Annotated in this window: 23 protein-coding genes; 12 read left to right on the forward strand and 11 right to left on the reverse strand. The window is 72.7% G+C overall.

Going from position 1 to position 23474, the window contains the following annotated elements; all coding sequences use genetic code 11:
• Positions 1 to 152 precede the first annotated feature (152 nt).
• The 3 genes from H1A17_RS09485 (at position 153) to H1A17_RS09495 (ending at position 2234) form a co-directional block, all read left to right on the forward strand.
• The gene (locus H1A17_RS09485) at positions 153 to 1352 is read left to right on the forward strand and encodes an LCP family protein (protein ID WP_194821681.1); all 1200 of its coding nucleotides are present in this window, start codon (positions 153 to 155) and stop codon (positions 1350 to 1352) included.
• Between the two features lie 135 nt (positions 1353 to 1487).
• Positions 1488 to 1766 carry a F0F1 ATP synthase subunit epsilon gene (locus tag H1A17_RS09490; protein WP_067312863.1) on the forward strand — a complete coding sequence of 93 codons (279 nt, stop codon included), beginning with the start codon at positions 1488 to 1490 and terminating at the stop codon, positions 1764 to 1766.
• A 12-nt stretch (positions 1767 to 1778) separates the two neighbouring features.
• On the forward strand, positions 1779 to 2234 hold the full coding sequence (locus H1A17_RS09495; protein WP_088642779.1) for a DUF2550 domain-containing protein: 456 nt from the start codon (positions 1779 to 1781) through the stop codon (positions 2232 to 2234).
• 34 nt (positions 2235 to 2268) lie between these two features.
• Here H1A17_RS09495 and H1A17_RS09500 read toward each other — a convergent pair whose 3' ends face one another.
• Together H1A17_RS09500 and H1A17_RS09505 are read right to left on the reverse strand one after the other, a co-directional pair.
• A complete protein-coding gene (locus H1A17_RS09500; protein WP_145921454.1) occupies positions 2269 to 2694 on the reverse strand; it encodes a VOC family protein in 426 nt (141 codons plus the stop codon).
• Complete coding sequence (locus H1A17_RS09505) at positions 2670 to 3242, reverse strand: cob(I)yrinic acid a,c-diamide adenosyltransferase (RefSeq protein ID WP_145921453.1); 573 nt, start codon at positions 3240 to 3242, stop codon at positions 2670 to 2672. The genes H1A17_RS09500 and H1A17_RS09505 overlap by 25 nt, the downstream gene beginning before the upstream one ends.
• Here H1A17_RS09505 and murA point away from each other — a divergent pair.
• Both murA and H1A17_RS09515 read left to right on the forward strand, forming a co-directional pair.
• Positions 3241 to 4680, forward strand: a complete 1440-nt coding sequence (gene murA / locus H1A17_RS09510) for a UDP-N-acetylglucosamine 1-carboxyvinyltransferase (protein WP_145921452.1) — start codon at positions 3241 to 3243, stop codon at positions 4678 to 4680. The two genes, H1A17_RS09505 and murA, sit on opposite strands and share 2 nt — an antisense overlap.
• 94 nt (positions 4681 to 4774) lie before the next feature.
• A complete protein-coding gene (locus tag H1A17_RS09515; protein WP_145921451.1) occupies positions 4775 to 5623 on the forward strand; it encodes a 3-hydroxyacyl-CoA dehydrogenase family protein in 849 nt (282 codons plus the stop codon).
• An 89-nt stretch (positions 5624 to 5712) separates the two neighbouring features.
• On the opposite strand, the gene H1A17_RS09520 is transcribed toward H1A17_RS09515, so the two are convergent.
• From H1A17_RS09520 to H1A17_RS09530, 3 genes are all read right to left on the reverse strand, one after another.
• Entirely contained in the window at positions 5713 to 6558 is an 846-nt protein-coding gene (locus tag H1A17_RS09520) for an ABC transporter permease (protein WP_145921450.1), read from the reverse strand.
• Positions 6558 to 7460 carry an ABC transporter ATP-binding protein gene (locus tag H1A17_RS09525; RefSeq protein WP_145921449.1) on the reverse strand — a complete coding sequence of 301 codons (903 nt, stop codon included), beginning with the start codon at positions 7458 to 7460 and terminating at the stop codon, positions 6558 to 6560. Before H1A17_RS09525 ends, H1A17_RS09520 begins: the two co-directional genes overlap by 1 nt.
• Before the next feature lie 175 nt (positions 7461 to 7635).
• On the reverse strand, positions 7636 to 7932 hold the full coding sequence (locus H1A17_RS09530) for a DUF1540 domain-containing protein (protein WP_067312880.1): 297 nt from the start codon (positions 7930 to 7932) through the stop codon (positions 7636 to 7638).
• 779 nt (positions 7933 to 8711) lie between these two features.
• On the opposite strand from H1A17_RS09530, the gene H1A17_RS09535 reads away from it, so the two are divergent.
• A complete protein-coding gene (locus tag H1A17_RS09535) occupies positions 8712 to 9308 on the forward strand; it encodes a hypothetical protein (RefSeq protein ID WP_194821670.1) in 597 nt (198 codons plus the stop codon).
• A 65-nt stretch (positions 9309 to 9373) separates the two neighbouring features.
• Here the strand turns inward: H1A17_RS09535 and H1A17_RS09540 are convergent, their stop codons facing one another.
• Positions 9374 to 9991, reverse strand: coding sequence for a DUF4126 domain-containing protein (locus H1A17_RS09540; protein WP_145923013.1), 618 nt, complete (start codon positions 9989 to 9991; stop codon positions 9374 to 9376).
• Between the two features lie 71 nt (positions 9992 to 10062).
• Here H1A17_RS09540 and nucS point away from each other — a divergent pair, with 71 nt between their 5' ends.
• Positions 10063 to 10722: an endonuclease NucS gene (gene nucS / locus H1A17_RS09545; protein WP_145921447.1), complete on the forward strand. Its 660-nt coding sequence runs from the start codon at positions 10063 to 10065 to the stop codon at positions 10720 to 10722.
• A gap of 32 nt (positions 10723 to 10754) precedes the next feature.
• Here the strand turns inward: nucS and H1A17_RS09550 are convergent, their stop codons facing one another.
• Positions 10755 to 12254: an aldehyde dehydrogenase family protein gene (locus tag H1A17_RS09550; protein WP_194821671.1), complete on the reverse strand. Its 1500-nt coding sequence runs from the start codon at positions 12252 to 12254 to the stop codon at positions 10755 to 10757.
• A 192-nt stretch (positions 12255 to 12446) separates the two neighbouring features.
• Here H1A17_RS09550 and H1A17_RS09555 point away from each other — a divergent pair, with 192 nt between their 5' ends.
• From H1A17_RS09555 to H1A17_RS09570, 4 genes are all read left to right on the forward strand, one after another.
• Positions 12447 to 12914 (forward strand): FHA domain-containing protein, encoded by a 468-nt coding sequence (locus H1A17_RS09555; protein WP_194821672.1) that lies wholly within the window; start codon positions 12447 to 12449, stop codon positions 12912 to 12914.
• 97 nt (positions 12915 to 13011) lie between these two features.
• Positions 13012 to 14790, forward strand: coding sequence for a 3-hydroxyacyl-CoA dehydrogenase family protein (locus tag H1A17_RS09560; RefSeq protein ID WP_145921444.1), 1779 nt, complete (start codon positions 13012 to 13014; stop codon positions 14788 to 14790).
• Positions 14791 to 14854: 64 nt separating this feature from the next.
• Positions 14855 to 15181, forward strand: coding sequence for a hypothetical protein (locus H1A17_RS09565; RefSeq protein ID WP_088642767.1), 327 nt, complete (start codon positions 14855 to 14857; stop codon positions 15179 to 15181).
• Between the two features lie 87 nt (positions 15182 to 15268).
• Complete coding sequence (locus H1A17_RS09570) at positions 15269 to 16069, forward strand: alpha/beta hydrolase (RefSeq protein WP_194821673.1); 801 nt, start codon at positions 15269 to 15271, stop codon at positions 16067 to 16069.
• Between the two features lie 16 nt (positions 16070 to 16085).
• On the opposite strand, the gene H1A17_RS09575 is transcribed toward H1A17_RS09570, so the two are convergent.
• The 4 genes from H1A17_RS09575 to mce form a co-directional block, all read right to left on the reverse strand.
• Positions 16086 to 17174 (reverse strand): AI-2E family transporter, encoded by a 1089-nt coding sequence (locus tag H1A17_RS09575; protein WP_145923012.1) that lies wholly within the window; start codon positions 17172 to 17174, stop codon positions 16086 to 16088.
• Positions 17175 to 17633: 459 nt separating this feature from the next.
• A complete protein-coding gene (locus tag H1A17_RS09580; protein ID WP_194821674.1) occupies positions 17634 to 19829 on the reverse strand; it encodes a hypothetical protein in 2196 nt (731 codons plus the stop codon).
• A 177-nt stretch (positions 19830 to 20006) separates the two neighbouring features.
• Entirely contained in the window at positions 20007 to 21272 is a 1266-nt protein-coding gene (locus H1A17_RS09585; protein WP_088642764.1) for a DivIVA domain-containing protein, read from the reverse strand.
• Between the two features lie 365 nt (positions 21273 to 21637).
• Positions 21638 to 22114 carry a methylmalonyl-CoA epimerase gene (gene mce, locus H1A17_RS09590; RefSeq protein WP_145921440.1) on the reverse strand — a complete coding sequence of 159 codons (477 nt, stop codon included), beginning with the start codon at positions 22112 to 22114 and terminating at the stop codon, positions 21638 to 21640.
• Between the two features lie 63 nt (positions 22115 to 22177).
• Between mce and H1A17_RS09595 the strand changes: the two genes are divergently transcribed.
• Positions 22178 to 23371, forward strand: a complete 1194-nt coding sequence (locus H1A17_RS09595; protein ID WP_145921439.1) for an acetyl-CoA C-acetyltransferase — start codon at positions 22178 to 22180, stop codon at positions 23369 to 23371.
• The last annotated feature ends 103 nt before the right edge of the window (positions 23372 to 23474 follow it).

Genomic DNA, 23474 nt, shown 5'->3' on the forward strand with positions numbered 1-23474 from the left:
TGCCGGGCGAGCGGTCGCTGCGGGGGCGCGGTACCGTTTCGAGAACGACTCTCGGGTTCGGGGGTCGGTGTGGTGCAACTTTTCGACCGGGTACGCCCGTCTCCTCTTCGTGGGCGTGACGAATCCTCGTGACGAGTCCCCGTGCGCGACGAATGGAGCTGCTGGTGGGTAAGACCGGCAAGGGCGGCAGGGACGGTAAGGCCGGTAAGGGTGGCGGGGCCGGTAAGGCCGGCGGGGACGGCAGGCGGTCGATCTGGTCCGGGGCGCCCCGCTGGGCCCGCGCGTGCACCATCTTCGGGGTCGTGCTGCTGATGCTCAGCGGCGCGGTCCTGGTGGGCTACGAGACGCTGCTGTCGCGCTACGAGGGTTCGGTGGGCAAGGCCGACCTGTTCGGCGACAAGGCGGCCGGGGCGCAGGAGCGCAAGAGCAACGTCAAGGGCCCGCTGAACATCCTGCTGGTGGGCATCGACCCGCGGGACGCGAAGACGCCGCCGCTGGCCGACTCGATCATGGTGCTGCACGTGCCGGAGTCGTTGGACCGGGCGTACATCTTCTCCGTGCCGCGTGACCTCTACGTCGACATCCCCAAGTTCGACAAGGCCGGCTACCGGGGCGGCTCCGGCAAGATCAACGGAGCGATGTCGCACGGCAGCATCGTCGAGGGCAAGAACCCCAGCGCGGCGCAGGGCTTCGAACTGCTCGCCAAGACCGTGCAGAAGGCGACCGGGATCACCCGGTTCGACGCCGGGGCGATCATCAACTTCACCGGCTTCCAAAAGATCGTCGACGCGATGGGCGGCGTCGACATGTACATCGAGCGGGAGGTCCGCTCCGAGCACCGCGAGCCGAACGGCAAGCACCGCAAGGGCAACCCGTACGGCGAGGGGTACATCGGGCCGCAGGCGGTCTACAAGAAGGGCAACCAGCACCTCAGCGGCTGGCAGGCGCTGGACTACGTCCGGCAGCGCTACCCGAGGAACGGCGTCCCGGACGCCGACTACGGCCGGCAGCGGCACCAGCAGCAGTTCATCAAGGCGATGATCAGCCAGGCGTTCAGCGCCGACGTGGTGACCAACCCGATCAAGCTGGACCGGGTGATCCGGGCCGCCGGCCAGTCGCTGACCTTCAACGGCCGGGGCAACAGCGTGGTCGACTTCGCCATCGCGCTCAAGGGCATCCGCTCGGAGAACGTCGAGCTGATCAAGCTGCCCGGGGAGGGGATCGGCACCGGCAACGCCTACCGGGGGGAGCGGTTGCTGCCCGCCGCCGACGACTTCTTCGCCGCCCTCAAGAACGAGCAGTTGGACGCCTTCCTGCTGGAGCACCCGGAGTTCCGTAACAAGGTCAAGTGACCCCTGCGGGTGCCGACAGCACCGTCCGGCCAGCCGACACGCCGGATGGTGGTGCAGGTCTCGGCACCCGCGTTGGGTCGGCGACGGCGGTCCGACTAGACTTTCGACAATCCGTCGCCGCAGCAAGGAGACAGCGTGGCACAGCAGCTTCACGTCGACCTCGTAGCCGTCGAGGAGAAGGTCTGGTCCGGCGAGGCCGAAATGGTCGTCGCCCGCACGACCGAAGGCGAGCTGGGTGTGCTGCCGGGGCACGCGCCGCTGCTCGGCCAGCTCGCCGAGCCCAGCCAGGTCCGGATCAAGCAGGCCGGCGGCCAGCAGGTCGCCTACGACATCACCGGCGGATTCCTGTCGGTCGGCGCGGAGAGCGTCACCGTGCTCGCCGAGAGCGCCACCCCGGCCACTCCGGCCCGCTGAGTCCACCCGCCGATGGAGATCGTCGAAGGGATCGGAATCGGCATCGCGGTGATCCTCGCCGCGCTCCTGATCCTCTTCGTCCGGCGGGCCCTGGTCACCCGTAGCGGCGGCATCATCCGGCTGAGCGTCCGGGTCACCACCGTCCTGGACGGCCGGGGCTGGTCACCGGGCTTCGCGCGGTTCGTCGGCGACCAGCTCCGCTGGTACCGGATGTTCAGCTTCGCCCTGCGGCCCAAGCGGGTGCTCTCCCGCAAGGAGCTGGTGGTGGAGCGGCGGCGGCTGCCCGAGGGTCAGGAACGGCTCTCCATGCCGTCCGACTGGGTGATCCTCCGCTGTACCAGTCAACACGCGCCGGTCGAGATCGCCATGGCCCGATCCACGGTGACCGGTTTCTCCTCCTGGCTCGAGGCCGCCCCGCCCGGGGCGGCCTCGCCACGTATGGCCTCCCAGGACTGGCCCGCCGCCTGACCCGGCACCGGCCCGGTCGCCCTGCCGGGCGCGGTCAGGGTGCGGCGACGGCGGCCACCAGCTCGACCTCGTAGCCCTGCCGGTCGGTGAGGTAGGCGGCGTAGCTGTCCGGGCCACCGGCGTGCGGGTGGCGGTCGGCGAACAGCAGCGCCCAGCCGTGGGCCGCGGCGTCGGCCACCAGCCGGTCCACCGCGTGCGGCGGACCGGCGTGGAAGGCCAGGTGGTTGAGGCCCGGGGCGCGCCGGTCGTGGGTCCGCCCGGTCAGCGCCGGGGACTCCTCGACGACCAGGTACGTCGGGCCGTGCCGCCAGGAGCAGCCGGCCGGCCAGTCCTGGTACGGCGTCCAGCCCAGTTCACCGAGCAGCCAGCCCCAGCTCCGCTTCGCGGCGGCCAGGTCGGGTACCCAGACCTCGACGTGGTGCAGCCCGCCCGTGCTCAGCGCTTGCCGCCCGGCACCCATAGCACATCGCCGCCCGGATTGGCCGTTCTTGACAGGATGAACAGCAGGTCGGAGAGGCGGTTGAGATACTTTGCCGGAAGGGAGCTGGTGCGATCCGGATCGTGGGCGACCAGGGCCCAGGCCGCCCGTTCGGCGCGCCGGGCGATCGTCCGTGCCACGTGCAGCAGCGCCGCGCCAGCGGTGCCGCCGGGGAGGATGAAGGAGTCGAGCTTGCCCAGTCGCCCGTTGTACTCGTCGCACCAGCCTTCGAGGCGTTCGACGTACTCCTCGGTGACCCGCAGCGGCGGGTACGCCGGGTCCGGCTCGACGGGGGTGGCCAGGTCGGCGCCGACGTCGAACATGTCGTTCTGGATCGACTCCAGTACGGCCCGCAGCTCGTCGTCGAGCTGCCCCAGGGCGAGCGCCACGCCGAGCGCGGCGTTGCACTCGTCGACGTCCGCGTACGCGGCGATCCGTGGATCGGTCTTCGGCACCTGCTCGTTGTTGCTCAGCCTGGTCATGCCGGCGTCGCCGGCCTTGGTGTAGATGCGCGTGAGGTGGACGGCCATGACGCACAGCCTACGGATACCGGACCTGACGATCCCGGCACGGCCCGCTGCGGCCGGTTGGCCGGTGGAGGTGGGGCCGGGTGACGCCGGCGATCCGGCGGTCGACGCGGTCGACGTCATCCGGGTCGGCGGTGACGCCCGGCTGGCCGGCACGGTGCACGTCGTCGGGGCGAAGAACTCGGCGCTGAAGCTGATGGCGGCGGCGCTGCTGGCCCCGGGGCGTACGGTGATCACGAACGTGCCCCGGATCACCGACATCGCCATCATGGGCGAGGTGCTGCGCCGGCTCGGCTGCGCGGTCTACTTCGCGGCGGACGACCCGGTGGACCCTATGGTCGGGTACGGCGGGCAGGCCCGCTCCCGGTCGGTCGTCATCGACGTGCCCGAGCAGCCCGGCGCGGACGCCGACTACGACCTGGTGCGTCGGCTGCGGGCGTCGATCTGCGTGTTGGGCCCACTGCTGGCCCGCCGGGGGTACGTGCGGGTGGCCCACCCGGGCGGGGACGCGATCGGCTCCCGGGGTCTGGACATGCACATCGCCGGGCTGGCCCGGATGGGCGCGGAGGTCTCCGGCGAGCACGGCTTCGTCATCGCCGCCGCCCCGGACGGGCTGCGGGGCGCCGAGATCGTGCTGGACTTCCCGAGCGTGGGCGCCACCGAGAACCTGGTGATGGCGGCGGTGCTGGCCCGGGGCGTGACGACGATCGACAACGCGGCCCGGGAACCGGAGATCGTCGACCTCTGCACGATGCTCAACCGGATGGGCGCCCGGATCTCCGGCTGCGGCAGCTCCACGCTGCGTATCGCCGGGGTGCCCGCGCTGCGCCCGGTGCGGCATGCCACGGTGGGGGACCGGATCGTCGCCGGAACGTGGGCGTTCGGCGCGGCGATGACCCGGGGGGACGTGACGGTCACCGGGATCGACCCGGCCTATCTGGAGGTCGCGCTGGACAAGCTGGTGTCGGCCGGCGCGTTGGTGGAGACCCGGGGCGACGCCTTCCGGGTACGCGCCGACGACCGCCCCGCCGCCGTGGACGTGGTGACCCTGCCGTACCCGGGGTTCGCGACCGACCTGCTGCCGATGGCGATCGGCCTGGCGGCGGTCAGCGAGGGGGCGTCCCTGATCACCGAGAACATCTTCGACGGCCGGTTCATGTTCGCCAACGAGATGGTGCGTCTCGGTGCCGACATCAAGACCGACGGCCACCACGCCGTGGTCCGGGGCCGGGACCGGCTCTCCGGTGCGCCGGTACGGGCCACCGACATCCGGGCCGGCGCCGGGCTGATCATCGCGGGGCTGTGCGCGGACGGGGTCACCGAGGTGTCGCACGTGCACCACGTGGACCGGGGCTACCCGGACTTCGTGGCCGACCTGCGGGCGCTCGGTGTGGAGGTGGAACGGGGCACCGTCCCGGAGACCCCCGAGCTGACCATCTGACCCGCCTCCCGCCGCCGGTCCGGGGCTTAGCGTTCGTTCAGGCTCGCCGACTAGGGTGCTGGCAGACACTCAATCGCAGGCGAGGGAGAAGCAGATGGCGGGTCGACTCGCGGTCGTCGGGGCCGGGCTGATGGGTTCCGGCATCGCCCAGGTGGCGGCGCAGGCGGGCTGGCAGGTGACGCTGCGCGACATCGACGACGCGGCCACGAAGCGCGGTGTGGACGGCATCCGGAAGTCGCTGACGAAGTTCGCCGAGAAGGGCAGGATCGACCCGGCCGAGGTCGAGGCGACCCTGGGCCGGATCACCCCGACCACCGACCTGGAGGCGGCGGCCGACGCGGACATCGTGGTGGAGGCGGTCTTCGAGAAGATCGAGATCAAGCACGAGGTGTTCCGCGCGCTGGACAAGATCTGCAAGGCGGACGCGGTGCTCGCCACCAACACGTCGGCCATCCCGGTGACCCAGATCGCCACCGCCACCGAGCGCCCGGAGTCGGTCGTCGGCACCCACTTCTTCTCCCCGGTGCCGATGATGAAGCTGTGCGAGCTGGTGCGCGGCTACAAGACCGGCGACGCGACCCTGGCCACCGCCAGGGCGTTCGCCGAGGAGATCGGCAAGACCGTGGTGGTGGTCAACCGGGACATCGCCGGTTTCGTCACCACCCGGCTGATCTGCGCGCTGGCCATGGAGGCGGTCAAGCTGGTCGAGTCCGGGGTGATGTCGGCCGAGGACCTCGACACCGCCTGCAAGCTCGGCTTCGGCCACGCGATGGGCCCGCTGGCCACGGTCGACCTGACCGGCGTGGACGTCCTGCTGAACGCCACGAGGAACATCTACACCGACACGGCCGACGAGAAGTTCTTCCCGCCGGAGCTGCTCCAGCGGATGGCCACCGCCGGTGACCTGGGCCGCAAGACCGGCCAGGGGTTCTACTCGTACTGAGCCCGGCCCGCGACGTCGCCGATGCTGCGGTGTCCCCACCGGGCGGACACCGCAGCATCGGCACAACTGCGTCGAGCACACCCGGCGGGTCAGCCGTCCCGCTTGGTGGTCCAGCGGAAGGTGGTCAGGCAGAGCACCAGGCCGATCAGGCACCACAGCGCGAGGACCAGGGCGACCCGGCCCAGCTCGAAGGAGCCGCCGGGTTCCTGCGCGCCGAAGCTCTCCGGCAGGAAGACCGCGCGCAGGCCCTGGCACATCCACTTGAGCGGGAAGAACGCCGCCACCTGCTGCATCCAGGTGGGCAGGTCGGTGAAGACGAAGAACACCCCGGAGATGAACTGGAGCACCAGGGAGACCGGGGTGACCACGGCGGAGCCGCTGCGCGCGGTGCGGGCCAGCGACGAGATGGCGATCCCGCACAGGGTGCAGGCGGTCACCCCGAGCACGGCGACCCAGCCGAAGGTGAACCACTTCCCGGCGGTGGCCGGCAGGTCGAGGTCGAACAGGGCCACGGCGACCGCCAGCAGCAGCGCGGTCTCGGCGACACCGATCACCACCACCATGATCACCTTGCCGGCGAACCAGACCCACTTCGGCATCGGGGTGCCCCGGTAGCGCTTGAGCACGCCCCGGTCCCGCTCGATCGGGATCCAGATGCCGAGGTTCTGGAAGCTCACCGTCATCAGCCCGGTCGCGATCATGCCGGTGATGAAGTACTGGGTGAACTTCACCCCGCCGCCGATCGTCCCGTCGAAGATCGACGCGAAGATCAGGATCATGATGATCGGGAAGCCCATCGTGAACACGACGGACTCCCGGCTGCGCAGGAACTGGGTGATCTCCAGCCGGCCCTGGCGCAGGGCGAGCGCGCCCGGCCCGACCCGCCGGCGGCCGGTGGTGGCGGACGGGGTCGCCGGCTTCGTGGTGGTGGTCATCAGTGTCCGATCATGCTCAGGTAGACGTCTTCCAGGGTCGGCCGGGTCACCGTCAGACCGGGCACCTCGCCGCCGAAGCGCGCGGCCAGCTCCGCCACCAGCGCCGTCGGCGTCGCGCTCTGCTCCGTGTGCGGCGTCCCGTCCGGGGTACGCCAGGAGACCGTCGCCAGGGCGTCCTGACGGTTGCCGAGCAGGTCCGGCGGGGCCACCTCGATCACCCGGCCGGCGGCGATCACCCCGACCCGGTCGGCGAGCGACTCGGCCTCGTCCAGGTAGTGGGTGGTGAGCACGATGGTGGTGCCGGCGGCGGCGAGGTCCCGGATCAGCTCCCAGAACTCGCGCCGCGCCTCCGGGTCGAAACCGGTGGTGGGCTCGTCGAGGAAGAGCAGCTCGGGGCGGCCGATGATGCCCAGCGCCACGTCGAGCCGGCGCTTCTGCCCGCCGGAGAGGGTGTGCGTACGGGCGTTGGCCTTGGCCCCCAGCCCGACCCGCTCGACGACCTTGTCCGGGTCGTCCGCCTCGGGATAGAACCCGGAGAAGTGCCGGACGACCTCGGCGACGGTCAGCTCGTCGAACTCGCCGGTGCCCTGGAGCACGATGCCGACCCGGGACCGCCAGTCGGCCGCCTGCCCCCGGGAGGTACGCGGTGCGCCCGCCCGTGGGCCGCGCGGGCGGGACCCGAGGACGAGACCGGGGTCGGTGCCGAGCACGCTCACCTGGCCGGCGTCGCGCTGCCGGTAGCCCTCCAGGATCTCCACCGTGGTCGTCTTGCCCGCGCCGTTCGGTCCGAGCAGGGCGAACACCTCGCCCCGGCGGACGTCGAGGTCCACCCCCGCCACCGCGACGTTGTCGCCGTACGCCTTGCGCAGTCCCCGTACGGAGATCGCGAGCTCGTCATCCATGCCGTCCAGTGTGCGACCAGGCCGTGAGGCGCGGCGGTCCGGGGTGTGCCGGTGTCGGCCGGGTCGCGTCGAGGCGGCCCGCTCGTCCCCGACGGGGTCCTGTGAGGTGCTGCACAGCCGGGACGGCCGGCGGGGCCGGGGGCGTGTCGGCCCCGGCCCCGCGGTGGTCGGTCGGTCAGCGGCTCTGGTAGGTCATGCAGTCGGCCAGGTCGTTGTCGGGGCCGACGGTGATCGCCGGGGCGCGGCACTCCAGTTCGGCGTTGTGCCGGCAGTCGGCCCGGCTGCACGCGCCGACCTGGGCGATGAGCCGGTCGAGGCCGCCGCGCACCGGCAGCTCCACGAAGGTGTGGCAGTGCGCGTGGTCGGTGCTGCCGATGGTGATGGCGAACGCGTGGCAGTCGTTGGTGTGGTTGTAGGCGCAGGACGAGGCCGCGCACTCCTGAACCCGGGGCATTTCCATCGCTGCGGTCATGACAACCTCACTTTCGGTAGATATGCCACAAATGATAAGTGCCGGTCTGGTGGGCGCGGGCCGTTCCACCGCTGATCACCCCGTAGGAAGACCCGCCACCACGGCGACCGCGCCCGGACGCCCCCGTTCCCGCCCCGCCCACCCCTCCCACCCCACCCTTCCGCCCCGACCCTTCCGCCCCGACCCTTCCGCCCCGGTGATCAAGAGAATTGCGGCCTGGGAGAGCGCTCTCGACGACGCAAACCTCTTGATCACCGGGGCTGGCCGGGGTGGGCCGGGCGGGCCGAGGCGGGTCGGGCGGGGCCGGGGCGGGTCGGGTGGGGCGGCGGGCTCGCGCCCGGCCGGGTGGTCGGTCCGGCCTCGGTCGTCGGTGAGGGGGCCGCGCCTGGCCGTCCCGCGCGTCACGGGTGCGGCCGGATGACCGGTTCAGCCCGGTCGGGGCGTCACCGGTGTCCGGGGTGGGGTCGACCGGGCGGAGCGTCCCGTGACCGGCGGCACCCCGACGGCGGAATCCCGGCCGGCCCGCAGTCGTTACACCCTCTGTACGACCGCAGCAGCACCCCGCCCGGCCAGCCCGGAGGCGGGCAGCGCCCCGGAATGATGCGGGGCCCCCGGTCGTTACATCTGGTTCCGGCGCGAGCGGCAGGGCCCGCCGGAGAGCTACCGACTTTCCCTCATGAGCGCCTCGTCGTGGTGCTTACGCCCCCACCGCCGGCTCCGCCGGTGGCCGGTCCCCCGACCGGTCGGGTGGCGTCGACCCCCTCGAAGGAGCATCCCCCATGAAGACCACCATTCTGCGTAAGAGTGTTCTCGGTATCGCCGGTCTGGCCGTCGCCGGTGGTCTGGCCGCCGGTCCGCTGAACCACGGCACCGCCGAGTCGACCGCCACCGACCACACCGTGGCCGTGGTGCAGGCCGACAAGCCGGCCGTCGACAAGGGCAAGCTGATCCCGCACGGTGTGCAGGGTGAGCAGTCGCGCATCGACCTCAACGACGAGCAGACCGCCAACGTCAAGGCGATCATCGCCGCGACGAAGAAGGCCGGCATGGACGAGCGTGCCGCCGTGGTGTCGATCGCGACGAGCCTGCAGGAGTCGAAGCTGGAGAACCTGGGTCACCTGGGTGACCGTAACGACCACGACTCGCAGGGCCTGTTCCAGCAGCGCCCGTCCAGCGGCTGGGGCACGGTGGAGCAGATCACCGACCCCGAGTACGCCACGATGGCGTTCCTCAAGGGCCTCAAGCAGGTCGACGGCTGGCAGGACATGCCCCTGACCAAGGCCGCCCAGACGGTGCAGGTGTCGGCGTACCCCGACCACTACGCCCAGTGGGAGACCCAGGCCGCCGACCTCGTCGCCCAGCACTGGAACAGCTGACCCGTACGACGATGATGGCCGGCACCCCGCCCGGGGTGCCGGCCATCGACGTGCCTGGCGGTGGGTCAGACCCGGTAGCCGGCGGCGCGGGCCGCCTCGCGGTCCCGGCGGCGCTCCCGGCGTCGGCGCAGGAACCAGACCACGAACGCCACCATGCCCAGCAGGAACGCCAGCACCAGCACCGGCAGGATGATCGCCACCAGCGACATCAGCACGCTCGTCGCGTCCTCGGCGGTGCTGGCCACCGGTGCGCCGAAACCCGCCGTGGTCGCGTTGACCACCGGTCGGGCCGCCGCCTTGAACAGGTGCACCCCGAGCGCGATGGCGACACCGGCCGCCACCGGCACCCACTGGTGGGACGAGAAGAACCCGCCCGGGTCGCTCACCGTCACCGTCTCCGAGCCCGACCCCGCACCGAACGCGAGCCCGCCGGCGGTGGGGCGGACCACCGTCTGCACGACGTCGTTGACGTGGTCGACCACGGGCACCTTGTCGGCGACGACCTCGACGGCGAGCAGCGCCGCGAGGATCGCCAGCACCCAGCCGTTGCCCAACCACTGCCAGCCGCTGGGCAGGTCGATCAGGCTGGTGTAGCGGGCCAGCAGACCCATGGTGAGCAGGGGAATGTAGGCGTTCAGGCCCGCCGAGGCGGCGAGCCCGGTACCGGTGAGGACTTCGAACACCATCTCAGCATCGCACCGGCGCGCCAGTGCCGCGCGACGGTGACCGGCCGGTCCTCGGCTACCCTCGTCGGGTGCGTCTGGTGATTGCGAAGTGCTCGGTGGACTACGTCGGACGGCTCTCGGCGCACCTGCCGCTGGCCACCCGCCTGCTCATGGTCAAGGCGGACGGGTCGGTGTCGATCCACGCCGACGACCGCGCGTACAAGCCGTTGAACTGGATGAGCCCGCCCTGCCGGCTGGAGGAGGCCCCCGGCGTGTGGCGGGTGGTCAACAAGGCCGGCGAGGAGCTGCGGATCACCCTGGAGGAGGTCTTCCAGGACACCTCGTACGAGCTGGGCGTCGACCCGGGGCTGCGCAAGGACGGCGTCGAGGCGCACCTGCAGGAGTTGCTGGCCGCCAACCCGGAGACGCTGGGGGAGGGCTTCACCCTGGTCCGGCGGGAGTACATGACCGCGATCGGTCCGGTCGACCTGCTCTGCCGGGACGCCAACGCCGGCGCGGTCGCCGTCGAGGTGAAACGGCGCGGCGAGATCGACGGCGTCGAGCAGCTCACCCGCTACCTCGAACTGATGAACCGGGATCCGCTGCTCGCCCCGGTGACCGGCGTCTTCGCCGCCCAGGAGATCAAGCCGCAGGCCCGGGTCCTCGCCACCGACCGGGGCATCCGCTGCGTGGTGGTCGACTACGACCGGCTGCGCGGCATCGTGCGTGACGAGCTGACCCTGTTCTGACCACCGGTCGGCGGGCCGCCCGCCGGTCGGGGTCAGCGCCTGCCGTACAGCGCCTTGGTGACCTTGATGATCCGGGCCACGTCGGTCGGGGTCCGCTCGAAGGTCATCGCGGGCAGCAGCGAACGGGCCCGTCGCCGGGTGACCGACTTGGCCCGGCCGAACTCGCGCAGCCCGTCCTCACCGTGGATGCGGCCGAAGCCCGAGTCGCCCACCCCGCCGAACGGCAGCGTGGACATCCCGGCGAAGGTTAGCGCCGAGTTGACCGACGCCATCCCCGAGCGCAGCCGGCGGGCGATCGCCACCGCGTCGCGCCGCCCGAACACCGAACCCCCCAGGCCGTACGGCAGGGCGTTGGCCCGGCGTACGGCCTCGTCGGCGTCGGTGACCCGGGTGATGGTCACGGTCGGGCCGAAGGTCTCCTCGCGGATCGCCGACGCGGACTCGGGGACGTCCACCAGCACGGTCGGGTGCACGTACGGCGGCTGCACGGCGGCGGGACCACCCAGCACGGCCCGCCCCCCGGCGGCGATGGCCTCGTCGATGTGCCGGCGGATCACGTCGAGCTGGCTCGGCATGGTGATCGGGCCGAGGTCGGCCCCGTCTGCGCCGACGGTCAGCCGTTCGGCGCGGGCGACCACCTTGCCGACGAACGCGTCGTGCACCGCCGCCACCGCGTAGACCCGTTCGATGCCGATGCAGGTCTGGCCGGCGTTGGTCAGCGCGCCCCAGACGCACGCCTCGGCGGCGGCGTCCAGGTCGGCGTCGGCGTCCACGATCATCGCGTCCTTGCCGCCGGCCTCCAGCAGCACCGGGGTCAGCGACTCGGCGCAGGCGGCCATCACCCGACGGGCGGTCGCCGTGGAACCGGTGAAGGCCACCTTGTCGACGCCCGAGCGGCACAGCGCCGCGCCGACGTCGCCGAGGCCGTGCACCGCCGTGAACACCGGCTGCTCCGGCACGACCTCGGCGAACGCGTCGACCAGCCACTGCCCGACGACCGGGGTGTACTCGCTGGGCTTGAGGACGACCGCGTTGCCGGCGGCCAGCGCGTAGGCGGCGGAACCGACCGGGGTGAACACCGGGTAGTTCCACGGGCCGATCACCCCGACCACGCCGTGCGGCTGGTATTCGAGGTGACCGGAGAACTCGGCGAGGATCAGCCGGGAGCGGACCCGGCGGGGCCCCAGCACCCGGCGGGCGTTGCGGGCCGCCCAGTCGATGTGTTCGATGGCGGTGAGCACCTCGACGACGGCGTCCCCGACCGGCTTGCCGCCCTCGACGTGGATCAGCTCGGCCAGCTCCTCGACCCGCCGGGCGAGCAGGGCCCGCCAGTGCAGCAGCCGGGCCCGGCGGCCGGTGAAGCCGAGGCCGGCCCACCACTGCCCGGCCGTGCGGGCGCGGGCGACCGCGCGGTCCACCTCCTCGGCGGTGGCGACCGGCACGCTGCCGGCCTCGTCGCCGGTGGCCGGGCTCGTCGAGACCAGCCGACCGTCGGAGATGACCGGGGTACCCGGGACCTGCACAGCCGTCATGGCGGAAGTCTAGACCCGGAAGCTACCCGCTGGTAGTTGTGAACACAGCTCAGCTATCGCCCCGTCGCCGCCTGTTCGGTGGACACCGGTCGTCCGCCAGGGGTCGCGGAGATGGCCGGGCGGGTGGTGAGCTGGTCACGCGGAGCTGGCAGGCTGACCGCGGGGCGACGGTGGGTGGGGAGCTGACTGTCCATGCAGGATCATCCGGAACTGATGCCACTGCTGACGGTGGCCGCTGGCCCGATGCGCGGGGCGAGCTTCCGCGTCCGGCCCCAGCCACAGGTGATCGGTCGCGCGCCGGCCGCCGACATCGCGGTCGCCGACGCGCACCTGAGCCGGCGGCACGCCGAGGTGCGGCTGACCGCCGACGGGGTGGTCCTGGTCGACCTGGGATCGACAAACGGCACCTGGCTCAACGACCGGCGGATCACCGGCGCCGAGCCGCTCACCGACGGCGACGTGATCCGGCTCGGCCGTACCGAACTGCGCTACTTCGACCCCGGGCTGGCCACCACCGACCCGGTCGGCCTGCGCTTCGCCGGGGGGTCCGTCGGCCGCCGGGACCACCGGCCCACGCTGCCGCTGCCGTCGCGCCTCCCCGGCCCCACCGACGCCCTGCCGGCCACCCCGGTCCCCACGCCCAGCGCCGTCGACGCCTGACCGGAATCGGGACCGACCTCCCCCGCGCCGGTCCCGGCGGATAACCTTAGCGTTCGTTCATGCCGGCGACGGCGGAATCAACCAGGGGAGGCCGGTCGTGGCGCGGGAGTTCACCAGGGTGGGCGTGGTGGGTCTGGGCACCATGGGTGCCGGCATCGTCGAGGTGTTCGCCCGCAACGGTGTCGACGTCGTCGCGGTGGAGATCTCCCCGGACGCCCTGGCCCGGGGCCGGGCCACCCTCACCCGGTCGACCGACCGGGCCGTGGCGCGGGGCAAGCTGGCCGAGGCCGACCGGGACGCCCTGCACGCCCGGGTCGACTTCCAGGTCGGGCTGGACGCGCTGCACGCGGTGGACCTGGTGGTCGAGGCGGTCCCCGAGCGCCTCGACCTCAAGCGGCGGATCTTCGCCGAGCTGGACCGGATCTGCCCGCCCGCCACCATCCTCGCCACCAACACCTCCTCGCTGAGCGTCACCGACATCGCCGTCGCCACCGGCCGCCCCCAGCAGGTCGTCGGCCTGCACTTCTTCAACCCGGCACCGGTGATGAAACTGGTCGAGGTCGTCCGCACCGTGGTCACCGCCACCGACGTGGTCGACGACGTCGAGGCGCTCTGCGCCCGGCTCGGCAAGGTCGGCGTGACTATCGGCGACCGGGCCGGGTTCATCGCCAACGCCCTGCTGTTCGGCTACCTCAACCAGGCGGTGGGCCTGTTCGAGGCCCGCTACGTCACCCGCGAGGACCTCGACGCGGCGATGACGCTGGGCTGCGGCCTGCCGATGGGCCCGCTCGCCCTGCTGGACCTGATCGGCCTCGACACCGCGTACGAGATCCTGAACACCATGTACCGGCACGGCGGGCGCAACCGCCGGCACGCCCCGGCGCCGCTGATCCGGCAGATGGTCACGGCGGGACTGCTCGGCCGCAAGACCGGACGCGGCTTCTACACCTACGAGAAGCCGGGCTCGGCGAAGGTCGTACCCGACGGGTCGACCCCGACCGCCGCCGACGACGCGCCGGGCACCACGGCCGTGACCAGGGTCGGTGTCGTCGGCTCGGGGACGACGGCGGCCGATCTCGCCGCGGTGTTCGCCGCCGCCGGCTACCAGGTGGTCGCCGTCGGCGCGGACGGGCCCGCCGGGACCACCGGGGCGGTCCGGGCCACGCTCGCCGAGGACGTCCCGCGCGACCGCCCCGACCCGGCCGGCCGGGACGCCGCGCTGGCCCGGATCACCTGGGCGGACGCGCTGGAACCGCTTGCCGACGTCGACCTGGTGGTCGAGGCGACGGCGGGGGAGCTGGACGCCACGCAGGCGCTGTTCGCCCGCCTCGACGAGGTCTGCAAGCCGGGCGTGGTGCTCGCCACCACCACCTCCGCCCTGCCGGTGATCGAGCTGGCGATGGCCACCCGCCGACCCGCCGACGTGCTCGGCCTGCACTTCTGCGCTCCGGTGCCGGCGCGCCCGCTGGTCGAGGTGGTGACCACCGTCCGGACCTCGACGGAGGCCACCGCCACCGCCCGCGCGGTCTGCGCCGCCCTCGGCCGGACCACGCTGGTCTGCGGCGACCGGGCCGGCTTCGTGGTCGACGCGCTGCTCTTCCCGTACCTCAACGACGCGGTGGCGATGCTGGAGGCCGGATACGCCACCGTCGACGACATCGACCACGCGATGACGCTCGGCTGCGGCTACCCGACGGGCCCGTTCGCGCTGCTCGACGCGGTCGGCCTCGACGTGGCGCTGGCCGTGCAGCGGGCGTTGTACCGGGAGTCGCGCGAACCGGGGCTGGCCCCCGCGCCGCTGCTGCACCACCTGGTCACCGCCGGTCACCTGGGTCGCGCCGCCGGCCGGGGCTTCCGCGACCACGCCCGGGACTGACCCGACCCCGGGGCGACCGACCTCACCCCGCCGGGGATGCGGACCTGACCGTAACCTTGGCGAGGTGAGCCCCCGTCGCAACCGTCCCCGCCGCGAGGACACCGGCCAGCTCGACGCCGAGCGGGCCCGGCACGGCGTGGAGTCGGTGCAGCAGTGGCGCGACGGCGAGTGGCAGGTACGCGGGATCAGCGGCGGGGCGTCCGTCAAGACGTACCGCTGCCCCGGATGCGACCAGGAGATCCGACCCGGGGTGGCGCACCTGGTGGCCTGGCCGGCCGACGGCGCGGGGGACCTCACCGACCGGCGGCACTGGCACAACGGCTGCTGGCGGGCCCGGGACCGGCGGGGACCGAACCTGCTGCGCGGCCGGGGCGCTCCCCGCTACGGATGACCCGGTTTCCGGCCGGGTGGGCGACCTGGATCACCCCGGTTCCGCCCCGGTCGAGCGACGGCGGCGGGTTCGGGTCAGACTGGGGCGGTGAGCACACCGATCCGCGCGTCGTCGATCCTGCCCGGCCACCGGGAGGACATCGAGCTGCACACCGCCGACGGCCTGCGGCTCGTCGGCGAGCTGGCCCGCCCGGTCGACCGGACGCCGGCGGGCACCCTGGTCTGCCTGCACCCGCTGCCCACCCACGGCGGGATGATGGACAGCCACGTCTTCCGCAAGGCGGCCTGGCGGCTGCCCGCCCTGGCCGACCTGGCGGTGCTCCGGTTCAACACCCGGGGCACCAGCAGCGTGCGGGGCACCAGCGAGGGAGCCTTCGACAACGCGGTGGGCGAACGGTTCGACGTCGCCGCCGCCATCGAGTACGCCGAGTTCCACGAGCTGCCGAACATCTGGCTGGTGGGCTGGTCGTTCGGCACCGACCTGACCCTGAAGTACGGCTGCGACCCGGCGGTGGCCGGGGCGATCCTGCTCTCCCCGCCGTTGCGTTTCTCGCAACCCGGTGACCTGGCCGTCTGGGCGGAGTCGGGTCGGCCGCTGACCGCGCTGGTGCCCGAGTTCGACGACTACCTGCGCCCCGACGAGGCCCGGCAGCGCTTCGCGGCGGTGCCGCAGGCCGAGGTCGTCGGCGTGCCCGGGGCCAAGCACCTGTGGGTGGGTGACGCCGAGCGGGTGCTCGACGAGATCGTCCGGCGGGTGAACCCGGCGGTGCCGCTGCCGCTGCCGACGAGCTGGGACGGCCCGATGGAGACCGGCGACGTCAGCGCGTACGCCGACCGGACGGTGGCCGCCTTCGCCGACACCCCCGTACCGGGTCCGGCCGCCGGCTGAGCCTCTCCCTCGGCCCTCAGCGCCGGTCCTGGCGGGGGAGCACCACCTCGCGCAGGATCAGCTGGAGGGCGGCCACCACCGGGATGGCGATCAGCGCGCCGACCACCCCCATCAGAGCCACCCCGAGCAGGGCGGCGAGCAGCGCGGCCACCTCGTTGACCTCCACCGACCGCCGCATGATCTTCGGGTAGATGAGGTAGTTCTCCACCTGCTGGTAGAGCACGAAGAAGACCACGCAGGCGATACCGACCGGCAGCGCGGTGGCGAAGCCGACCAGGCTGACGACCACCGCGCCGAGGGTGGCCCCGATCTGCGGGATCAGGTCGGTCACCGCCACCACCACGGCCAGCGCGAACGGGTAGGGCAGCCCGACGACCAGGGCGAAGACGAAGCTGGTCGCGCCGGCCAGCACCGCGATGCTCAACGCCCCCACCATGTACGCGCCGACCTTGGTGAGGATCTCGTCCCCGATCAGGCTGACCCGCTGCCGGCGCGACCTGGGCACCAACGCGTACCCGAGATCGCGCAGCCGGTCGAAGTAGGCCAGGAAGTAGATCGTCAGCACCAGCACGGTGAGCACCCGGAAGATCGTTCCGAAGATCAACTGGGCGCCGCCGAGGACCCCGCCGAGCGCCCGGCCCACGGTGTCCGCGTTCGCCAGCGCCTGCACCCGCTGCATCACGTCGTAGCGGACCACCAGGTCGTTGACGGTGCGGTTGCGGCGCAGCTCCTCGACGTAACTGGGAAGCTGGTCGATGAACTGCCCGGTCTGGGTCACCACCGGCGGTACCAGCGCCACCAGCCCGGCGACGATCAGCAGCACCAGGGTCAGCGCCACCACCGTCACCGCCAGCCCGTGCGGCAGCCCCCAGCGGCGCAGCCGGACCACCGCCGGGTTGAGCCCCACCGCCAGGAAGAGCGCGATCACCACCAGGACCAGGATGCCGCCGGCATTGCGGATCCCCAGGAACACCGTGTACGCCAGCAGCACGCCGAGTGCCCCGGTGAAGCCGACCAGGAAGCTGCTGCGGCGCAGTGGCCGCCCGGGTCGACCGAACCGCCCCGACCCGCTGCCGACCGCCCCGGCGGCGTCGTCTCCCGGCACGTCCTGTGCCGGTGCGTTCTGCCTCAGGGCGTGTTGTGCCGCGTCCTTCCCCGGCGCGTGCTGCGCTGCGGCCTGTGCTGGCGTGTCCTGCTCCAGGGCGTCCTGCGCGGGTACGCCCGGGGCCCTGGTGTGGGAGGTGTCGGTGCCCCGGCCGGTCGGCGCGGCGGGCTCTCCGCGCGTGGCGTGCTCGCCGTCCGTGGTGGGCGGCGGCTCGGAGCGGGCCGTCACCGGTTCCGCCCCGGCCCGGGCCGTCGGTACGCCCGCAGGGGCGCTGTCCCGGGTCGCATCGTCGCGTGCCGGGCCGTGCTGTGCCACCGGACCTCCCCAGTTCCGCCCCCGGCGCGGCACACCCGGAGTGGATCAACTAACCCACCCGGCGACCACCTACCGTACGGGCTCCTGCCCGCAGGGTAGTGGTGCGGGTGTCCCGCCGGCCACCGCGGGGTCGCCCCGGGGCGGTCACTCGGACTCGACGGTCACCGTGCTCGGCTTGGCGCTGCGCTCGTCGGTGGTCGGCTTGCTGGGCCGCTTGCCGTTCTCCCCGGTGCTGGTGATCTTCGTCGGGGTGGCGCCCCGGCCGGCGGTGCCGGGAACCGCGGCGACGGTCGGTTCACCGTCCACCCCGGCGCTCGCCGTCCCGCCGTCCACCGTGGTCACCGGCTCGGCCTTCGGCTTCGCGGCACCGTCCGTACCGCCGGTCGGCTTCGTACCGTTGGTGGCCGGCCTGGTGACGGCCACGACCGCGTCCGCGCCGGCCGCGACCGGTTCCTTCCCGGCGTCGCTGTCGGCGGGTGCCTTGCCGCCGCCGGCCGGGCCGGAGCCCACCGGCTGCGGTGCCGGGGCGTCGGCGGTGCGCGTCGGCTTCGGCTTCCTGCCGTTGCCGAGCGGACCCGTCCCCGGCCGGTCGCCGTCCGGGGACGACGCCACGGCGTCGGGGCCCACCGGCGTCGCGGCGCGCGCCCGCAGGGCGGTGACGTCCCGCTGGAGCTCGTCGTGCTCCTGCCGCGCCTGCCAGGTCTCCTGACGCAGGTCGGCGAGCTGCTGCTGGGCCTGGGCGATCTCCAGCATCACCCGGGCGAGCTGCTGCCGGCCGGCCGCCGCCTCCTGCTGGGTGGCGGCGAGGTGCTGCTGGGTGGTGGCCAGATGCTGCTGGGTGGTGGCCGCGTACTCGTCGAACTGCCGGCGCGACGCGGCGACGTGCTCGTCGGCCTGGCGACGCTTCTCGGCGGTCTCCCGCTCGACCCGGTCGATCAGCTCGGTGGTCTCCTGCTCCACCCGCCGCCGTAGCTCGGTGGTCTCCTGCTCGGCCGTGCGGCGCAGCGTCGCCGCGTCCGCCTCGGCGACCCGGCGGATCTCGGCCGCGCCCTGCTCGATCTCGTCCCGCCGGGCGGCCCACTCCCGCTCCAGCTCGGCCTGCCGCGTGCCGTGCTGCTGTTCCAGCTCGTCGTGCCGGGCCTGGTGCTTGCGGTCCAGCTCGTCGCGGCGCTTGGCGAACTCCTGCTCGGCGGCGGCCCGGCGCTGGGCGAGCTCCCGGTCGGCGGCCTCCCGCCGGCCGTTGACCTCCTGCTCCACCCCCGCGCGCCAGGCTCCCAGCTCCTGCTGCGTCTGGGCGCGGGACTGCTGCACGTACGCCTCGGTCTCGGTGCGCATCCGCTGCACGTACGCCTCGGCCTCGGCCCGGCTGTGCCGGGCCGCCTCGGTCGCCTCGGTGGTCAGCCGCTGCGCCTCCTGCCGGGCCCGCTCCCGGGTCGCCTTGGCCGCGCCGTCGGCGTCGTCGGTGACCTGCTTGGCCTGCTGGAGCGCCTTGGCGTGGGTGGCACGGCTGGTCTCCGTCGCCGAATCGACGAGCCGCCGGGCCTCCTGCTGCGCCTTGAGGTGCACCTCCTTGGCGGCCTCGCGCAGGTCGGTGGCCTCCTTCTGGGCCTTGGCCAGCGCCGCCTTCGCCATCTCGCGGAGCTTGGTGGCCTCCTGCTGGGCCCGGGCGTGGATCTCCTTGGCGGTGTCGCGGAGCTGGGTGGCCTCCTGCTGGGCCCGGTTCAGGGCGTCCTGGGCGGCGGTCCGCAACCGGTTGGACTCGTCCTCGGCGGTGGCGCGCAGCAGGGTCGCCTCGTCCTTGGCGGTGCTGCGCAGCCGGGCGGCCTCCTCCTTGGCGGTACGCACGGCGGCGTCCGCCTCGGCCTTGCGGGCCGTGGTGTGCCGTTCCTCCTCGGCCCGCCGGGCGGCGAGCGCGATCTCGAAGTCCTTGAGCGCCCGCGCGGCCTGCTCGCGGGCCTCGTCGATGATGTGCTCGGCGGCGGCCCGGCGGGCCTCGATCTCCTCGTTGGCGGCGACCAGGATCGCGTCGGCCTGCTCCTCGGCGAGGGCGAGGATCTGCTCGACCCGGGGGCCGAGGTGCTTGAAGGAGGCCCGGTCCACCACCCCGACCTGCTTGCGCACCTGGGCGAGATCCCGCTGCAGGTGCTCGACCTGACCGGCCAGCTTGTGGATCTGGGTGTACGCCTGTTCCCGCTCACCCGTCAGCGTGGCGATCTCGTGCTCCGCACGAGCGACGTACCGGTCGACCTGTCGTTTGTCGTATCCCCGCAGAGCGGACTCGAAGCTGGGCTCCGTGGTCACATCCCCGCCGAGAGCGAACAGTTCCTCGCCGTGCGACATGCCCCCATCCTCACACGCATCCGGCCCTCCGGGGGCGATACGGACGCCGCTGTGGGGAGCTGTTTCAGTGCTGTCCCGCGACAGGGTGTCACAGGGCGGGAACGGGCGCGGCGCGGGGGTGCACCGGTCATCCGGTGTCCCTCCGCGCCGCGACTCATGCCCCGTCGATGTGTTCGGTCAGCTGGCGGTCTCCGCGGTCGCCCGGGACTCGGCGTCGGCCTTCGCCGGCTCCGCCTTGGCCGGCGCGGCGGCCTGCTGCTGGGCCGGAACACCCGGCACGATCCCGGCGAGGCCGGAGAGCATCTGGCCAAGCTGCGAGGTGACCGCGTCCTTCTGGCGGGTGAGGTCCTCCACCTCGCGGCGGGCCGCCTGGGTGGTCAGGTCCGCCTCGGTGCGCGCCTCGGTGAGCAGCCGCTTCGCCTCGGCCTTGGCCTCGTTGAGGGTCTTCTCGGCCAACGCCTTGGCCTTGTCGACGGTGTCGTTGGCGGTGCGCTCGGACTCGACCCGGCGGGCCTCGGCACGCTGCTCGATCTCCTTGGCCCGCTCCTGGGCGGCCCGCGCCCGCTGCTCGGCCTCGCCGACCAGCTTCTGGGTCTGCGCCACCTGGGCGGCGTGCCGCTCCGACTCCTCGCGCTCGGCCTTCTCCCGCCGCTCGGCGAGCTGGAGCTCCAGCGCCTGGAGGTCCTTGTCCCGCTTGTCCCGGGCGTCGGTGAGCAGCTTGGTCGCCTCGGCGCGCTTCTCCTCGGCCTCCCGCGCGGCCTTCGCCCGCTGCTGGGTGATCTCCCGCTCGGCGGTGGCGCGCAGGGTGGCGACCTCCCGCTCGACGGTGGACTTCAGCTCGGCCACCTCGTGCGCGGTGACCGTACGCAGCTGCTTGGTCTCCCGGTCGGCGTCGGCACGCAGCGTGTCGGCCTCCCGACGGGCCTGCACCCGGGCCTCGGCGGCCTCCCGCTCGGCGGCGGTGCGGACGGTGCCGGCCTCCCGCTCGGCGGTGGCCTTCATCGCGGCTGCCTCGGCGCGCGCCTTGTCGGTGATCTCCCGCGCCTCCAGCCGGGCAGCGGAGAGAATCCCTTCCGACTCGCGCTTGGCCTCGTTGCGGTGGTCGTTGGCCTGTTCCTCGGCCAGCCGGAGGATCTGCTCGACCCGGGTGCCGAGACCGGAGAGGGTCGGCCGGCTGTTCTCCTCGAGCTGCTTGTTGGTGTCGGTGAGCTTCTGCTCAAGGGCGGCCTGCCGCTGCTCGGCCTGGCGGAGCCGACGCTGGGCGTCGTTCATCCGCTGCTCGGCCTCGGCGCGGGCCTGCTCCGACTGGGTCAACGCCGCTGTCATCCGGCCGAGGAAGTCGTCGACCTGGTGGGTGTTGTATCCGCGCAGGCCCACCGTGAAGTCGGGCTGCGAGTTCGCGTTATCGAAGAACGCGAGAGGGGAGGACTGCTGCTGGGGCATTGGGACATACTTGCAGACCCCCCGGGGTCGTTCGCAAGAGCGGTGCCGAGCTTTCGTGTCCTCTTTACATGGTCCACCGGGTCGTACCGGCGGCCGGCACCAAACGGCGATCTTGGCAGGTCCGGGCGGCCCCGCCGCCGCCACCGCCCGCTATCCCGGCAGTGCCCGGACCCCTTTCCCCGCCACCCCCGGAATAACGCCCCCACACAATGCCCGCCCCGGTCCGCCCCGCCCCGGCGATCAACGGTCTGCCCCGCCCCGGTGATCAAGAGGTTTGCGTCAGATCTGGAGATCGGGATGACGCAAACCTCTTGATCAACACGGGACGCGGGGGCGCGGGGAGCGGAACGCGGGGAGGGCGGGGGTCAGTGGGGGGTGTCGGCGGGTTGGACGAGTTCGATGAGCACGCCGCCGGCGGCCTTGGGGTGGACGAAGTTGACCCGGGAGTTGGCGGTGCCGCGCTTCGGGGTGTCGTAGAGCAGTCGTACGCCGCGTTCGCGCAGGATCGCGCAGGCCGCGTCGATGTCGGCGACCGTGTACGCCACCTGCTGCACGCCCGGGCCGTTGCGGTCGAGGAACTTGGCGATGGTCGACTCCGGCGACAGCGGGGCGAGCAGCTGCACGCAGCCGCCCTCGGCGGTCGGGCCGACGGCCATCATCGCCTCGCGTACGCCCTGCTCGGTGTTGGTTTCCTCGTGTATGCAGCGCATCCCGAAGGTGCGCTGATAGAAGTCGATCGCGGCGTCCAGGTCGGCGACCGCGACCCCGACGTGATCGATACGGCGCAGCCCGATGTCTGTGACGTAGTCGGCAGCGGGCTCGACGGGGGTGTTCTCAGCCATGCCGCTAGTCTTGCCGAACAGCCGTTAAGGCGTACAGCTCGGTACCCCCCTCGGAGGCAGACAGTGGCATCGGTCATCGTCAGCGGCGCGCGGACCCCGATGGGCCGGCTGCTGGGCAACCTGAAGGACCTCCCGGCGACGAAGCTCGGCGGCATCGCGATCAAGGCGGCGCTGGAGCGCGCCGGGGTCGCCCCCGACCAGGTGCAGTACGTGATCATGGGCCAGGTGCTCCAGGCCGGCGCCGGGCAGATCCCGGCCCGGCAGGCGGCGGTGGAGGCGGGCATCCCGATGTCGGTGCCGGCGCTGACCATCAACAAGGTGTGCCTCTCCGGCCTGGACGCGATCGCCCTGGCCGACCAGCTCATCCGGGCCGGCGAGTTCGACATCGTGGTGGCCGGCGGGATGGAGTCGATGACCAACGCCCCGCACCTGCTGCTCGGCCAGCGCGCCGGCTACAAGTACGGCGACGTGACGATCAAGGACCACATGGCCCACGACGGGCTCAGCGACGCCTGGGACTGCTGCTCGATGGGCGAGTCCACCGAGCGGCTCGGCGTACGGCACGGCATCACCCGCGAGGAGCAGGACGCGTTCGCGGCGGCCAGCCACCAGCGGGCCGCCGCCGCCCAGAAGAACGGCCACTTCGCCGACGAGATCACCCCGGTGGTCATCCCGCAGCGCAAGGGCGACCCGCTGGTGATCAACGAGGACGAGGGCATCCGGCCGGACACCACCGCCGAGTCGCTCGCCAAGCTGCGCCCGGCGTTCGCCAAGGACGGCACGATCACCGCGGGCTCCTCGTCGCCGATCTCGGACGGCGCGGCGGCCGTTGTCGTGATGAGCAAGGCCAAGGCGAACGAGCTGGGCCTGGCCTGGCTGGCCGAGGTCGGCGCGCACGGCAACGTGGCGGGCCCGGACAACTCCCTGCACTCGCAGCCGTCCAACGCCATCCAGCACGCCCTGAAGAAGGGTGGCCTGAGCATCGACGACCTCGACCTCATCGAGATCAACGAGGCGTTCGCCCAGGTCGGCATCCAGTCCGCGCGGGACCTCGGGGTCAGCACCGACAAGATCAACGTCAACGGCGGCGCCATCGCGCTGGGGCACCCGATCGGCATGTCCGGCGCCCGGCTGGTGCTCACCCTCGCACTCGAACTGAAGCGGCGGGGCGGCGGCACCGGCGCGGCGGCGCTCTGCGGTGGCGGCGGCCAGGGCGACGCCCTGATCATCCACGTACCGGCCGACGCCCAGAGCTGACCCGAAGGCGCCGGCCCCGCGAGCCCGACAGCTGCCCCGCAGTCGTGAGCGAAGGTGACTCGGTGGCGAGCGCGAGGAGTGAGCGGGGTTTGCGAGCCCCGCA

It is taken from the genome of Micromonospora sp. S-DT3-3-22 (assembly GCF_015354745.1).
GTDB classification, from domain to species: domain Bacteria; phylum Actinomycetota; class Actinomycetes; order Mycobacteriales; family Micromonosporaceae; genus Micromonospora; species Micromonospora wenchangensis.

Bases quoted from the DNA above. Each gene is read 5' to 3' on its own strand.
- H1A17_RS09585 (WP_088642764.1), bottom strand. From the start codon at position 21,272: ATGCCCCAGCAGCAGTCCTCCCCTCTCGCGTTCTTCGATAACGCGAAC.
- H1A17_RS09500 (WP_145921454.1), bottom strand. From the start codon at position 2,694: ATGGGTGCCGGGCGGCAAGCGCTGAGCACGGGCGGGCTGCACCACGTC.
- H1A17_RS09535 (WP_194821670.1), top strand. From the start codon at position 8,712: ATGAAGACCACCATTCTGCGTAAGAGTGTTCTCGGTATCGCCGGTCTG.
- H1A17_RS09530 (WP_067312880.1), bottom strand. From the start codon at position 7,932: ATGACCGCAGCGATGGAAATGCCCCGGGTTCAGGAGTGCGCGGCCTCG.
- H1A17_RS09515 (WP_145921451.1), top strand. From the start codon at position 4,775: ATGGCGGGTCGACTCGCGGTCGTCGGGGCCGGGCTGATGGGTTCCGGC.
- H1A17_RS09495 (WP_088642779.1), top strand. From the start codon at position 1,779: ATGGAGATCGTCGAAGGGATCGGAATCGGCATCGCGGTGATCCTCGCC.
- H1A17_RS09550 (WP_194821671.1), bottom strand. From the start codon at position 12,254: ATGACGGCTGTGCAGGTCCCGGGTACCCCGGTCATCTCCGACGGTCGG.
- murA (WP_145921452.1), top strand. From the start codon at position 3,241: ATGACGCACAGCCTACGGATACCGGACCTGACGATCCCGGCACGGCCC.
- H1A17_RS09520 (WP_145921450.1), bottom strand. From the start codon at position 6,558: ATGACCACCACCACGAAGCCGGCGACCCCGTCCGCCACCACCGGCCGC.
- H1A17_RS09525 (WP_145921449.1), bottom strand. From the start codon at position 7,460: ATGGATGACGAGCTCGCGATCTCCGTACGGGGACTGCGCAAGGCGTAC.
- mce (WP_145921440.1), bottom strand. From the start codon at position 22,114: ATGGCTGAGAACACCCCCGTCGAGCCCGCTGCCGACTACGTCACAGAC.
- H1A17_RS09580 (WP_194821674.1), bottom strand. From the start codon at position 19,829: ATGTCGCACGGCGAGGAACTGTTCGCTCTCGGCGGGGATGTGACCACG.
- H1A17_RS09505 (WP_145921453.1), bottom strand. From the start codon at position 3,242: ATGGCCGTCCACCTCACGCGCATCTACACCAAGGCCGGCGACGCCGGC.
- H1A17_RS09555 (WP_194821672.1), top strand. From the start codon at position 12,447: ATGCAGGATCATCCGGAACTGATGCCACTGCTGACGGTGGCCGCTGGC.
- H1A17_RS09485 (WP_194821681.1), top strand. From the start codon at position 153: ATGGAGCTGCTGGTGGGTAAGACCGGCAAGGGCGGCAGGGACGGTAAG.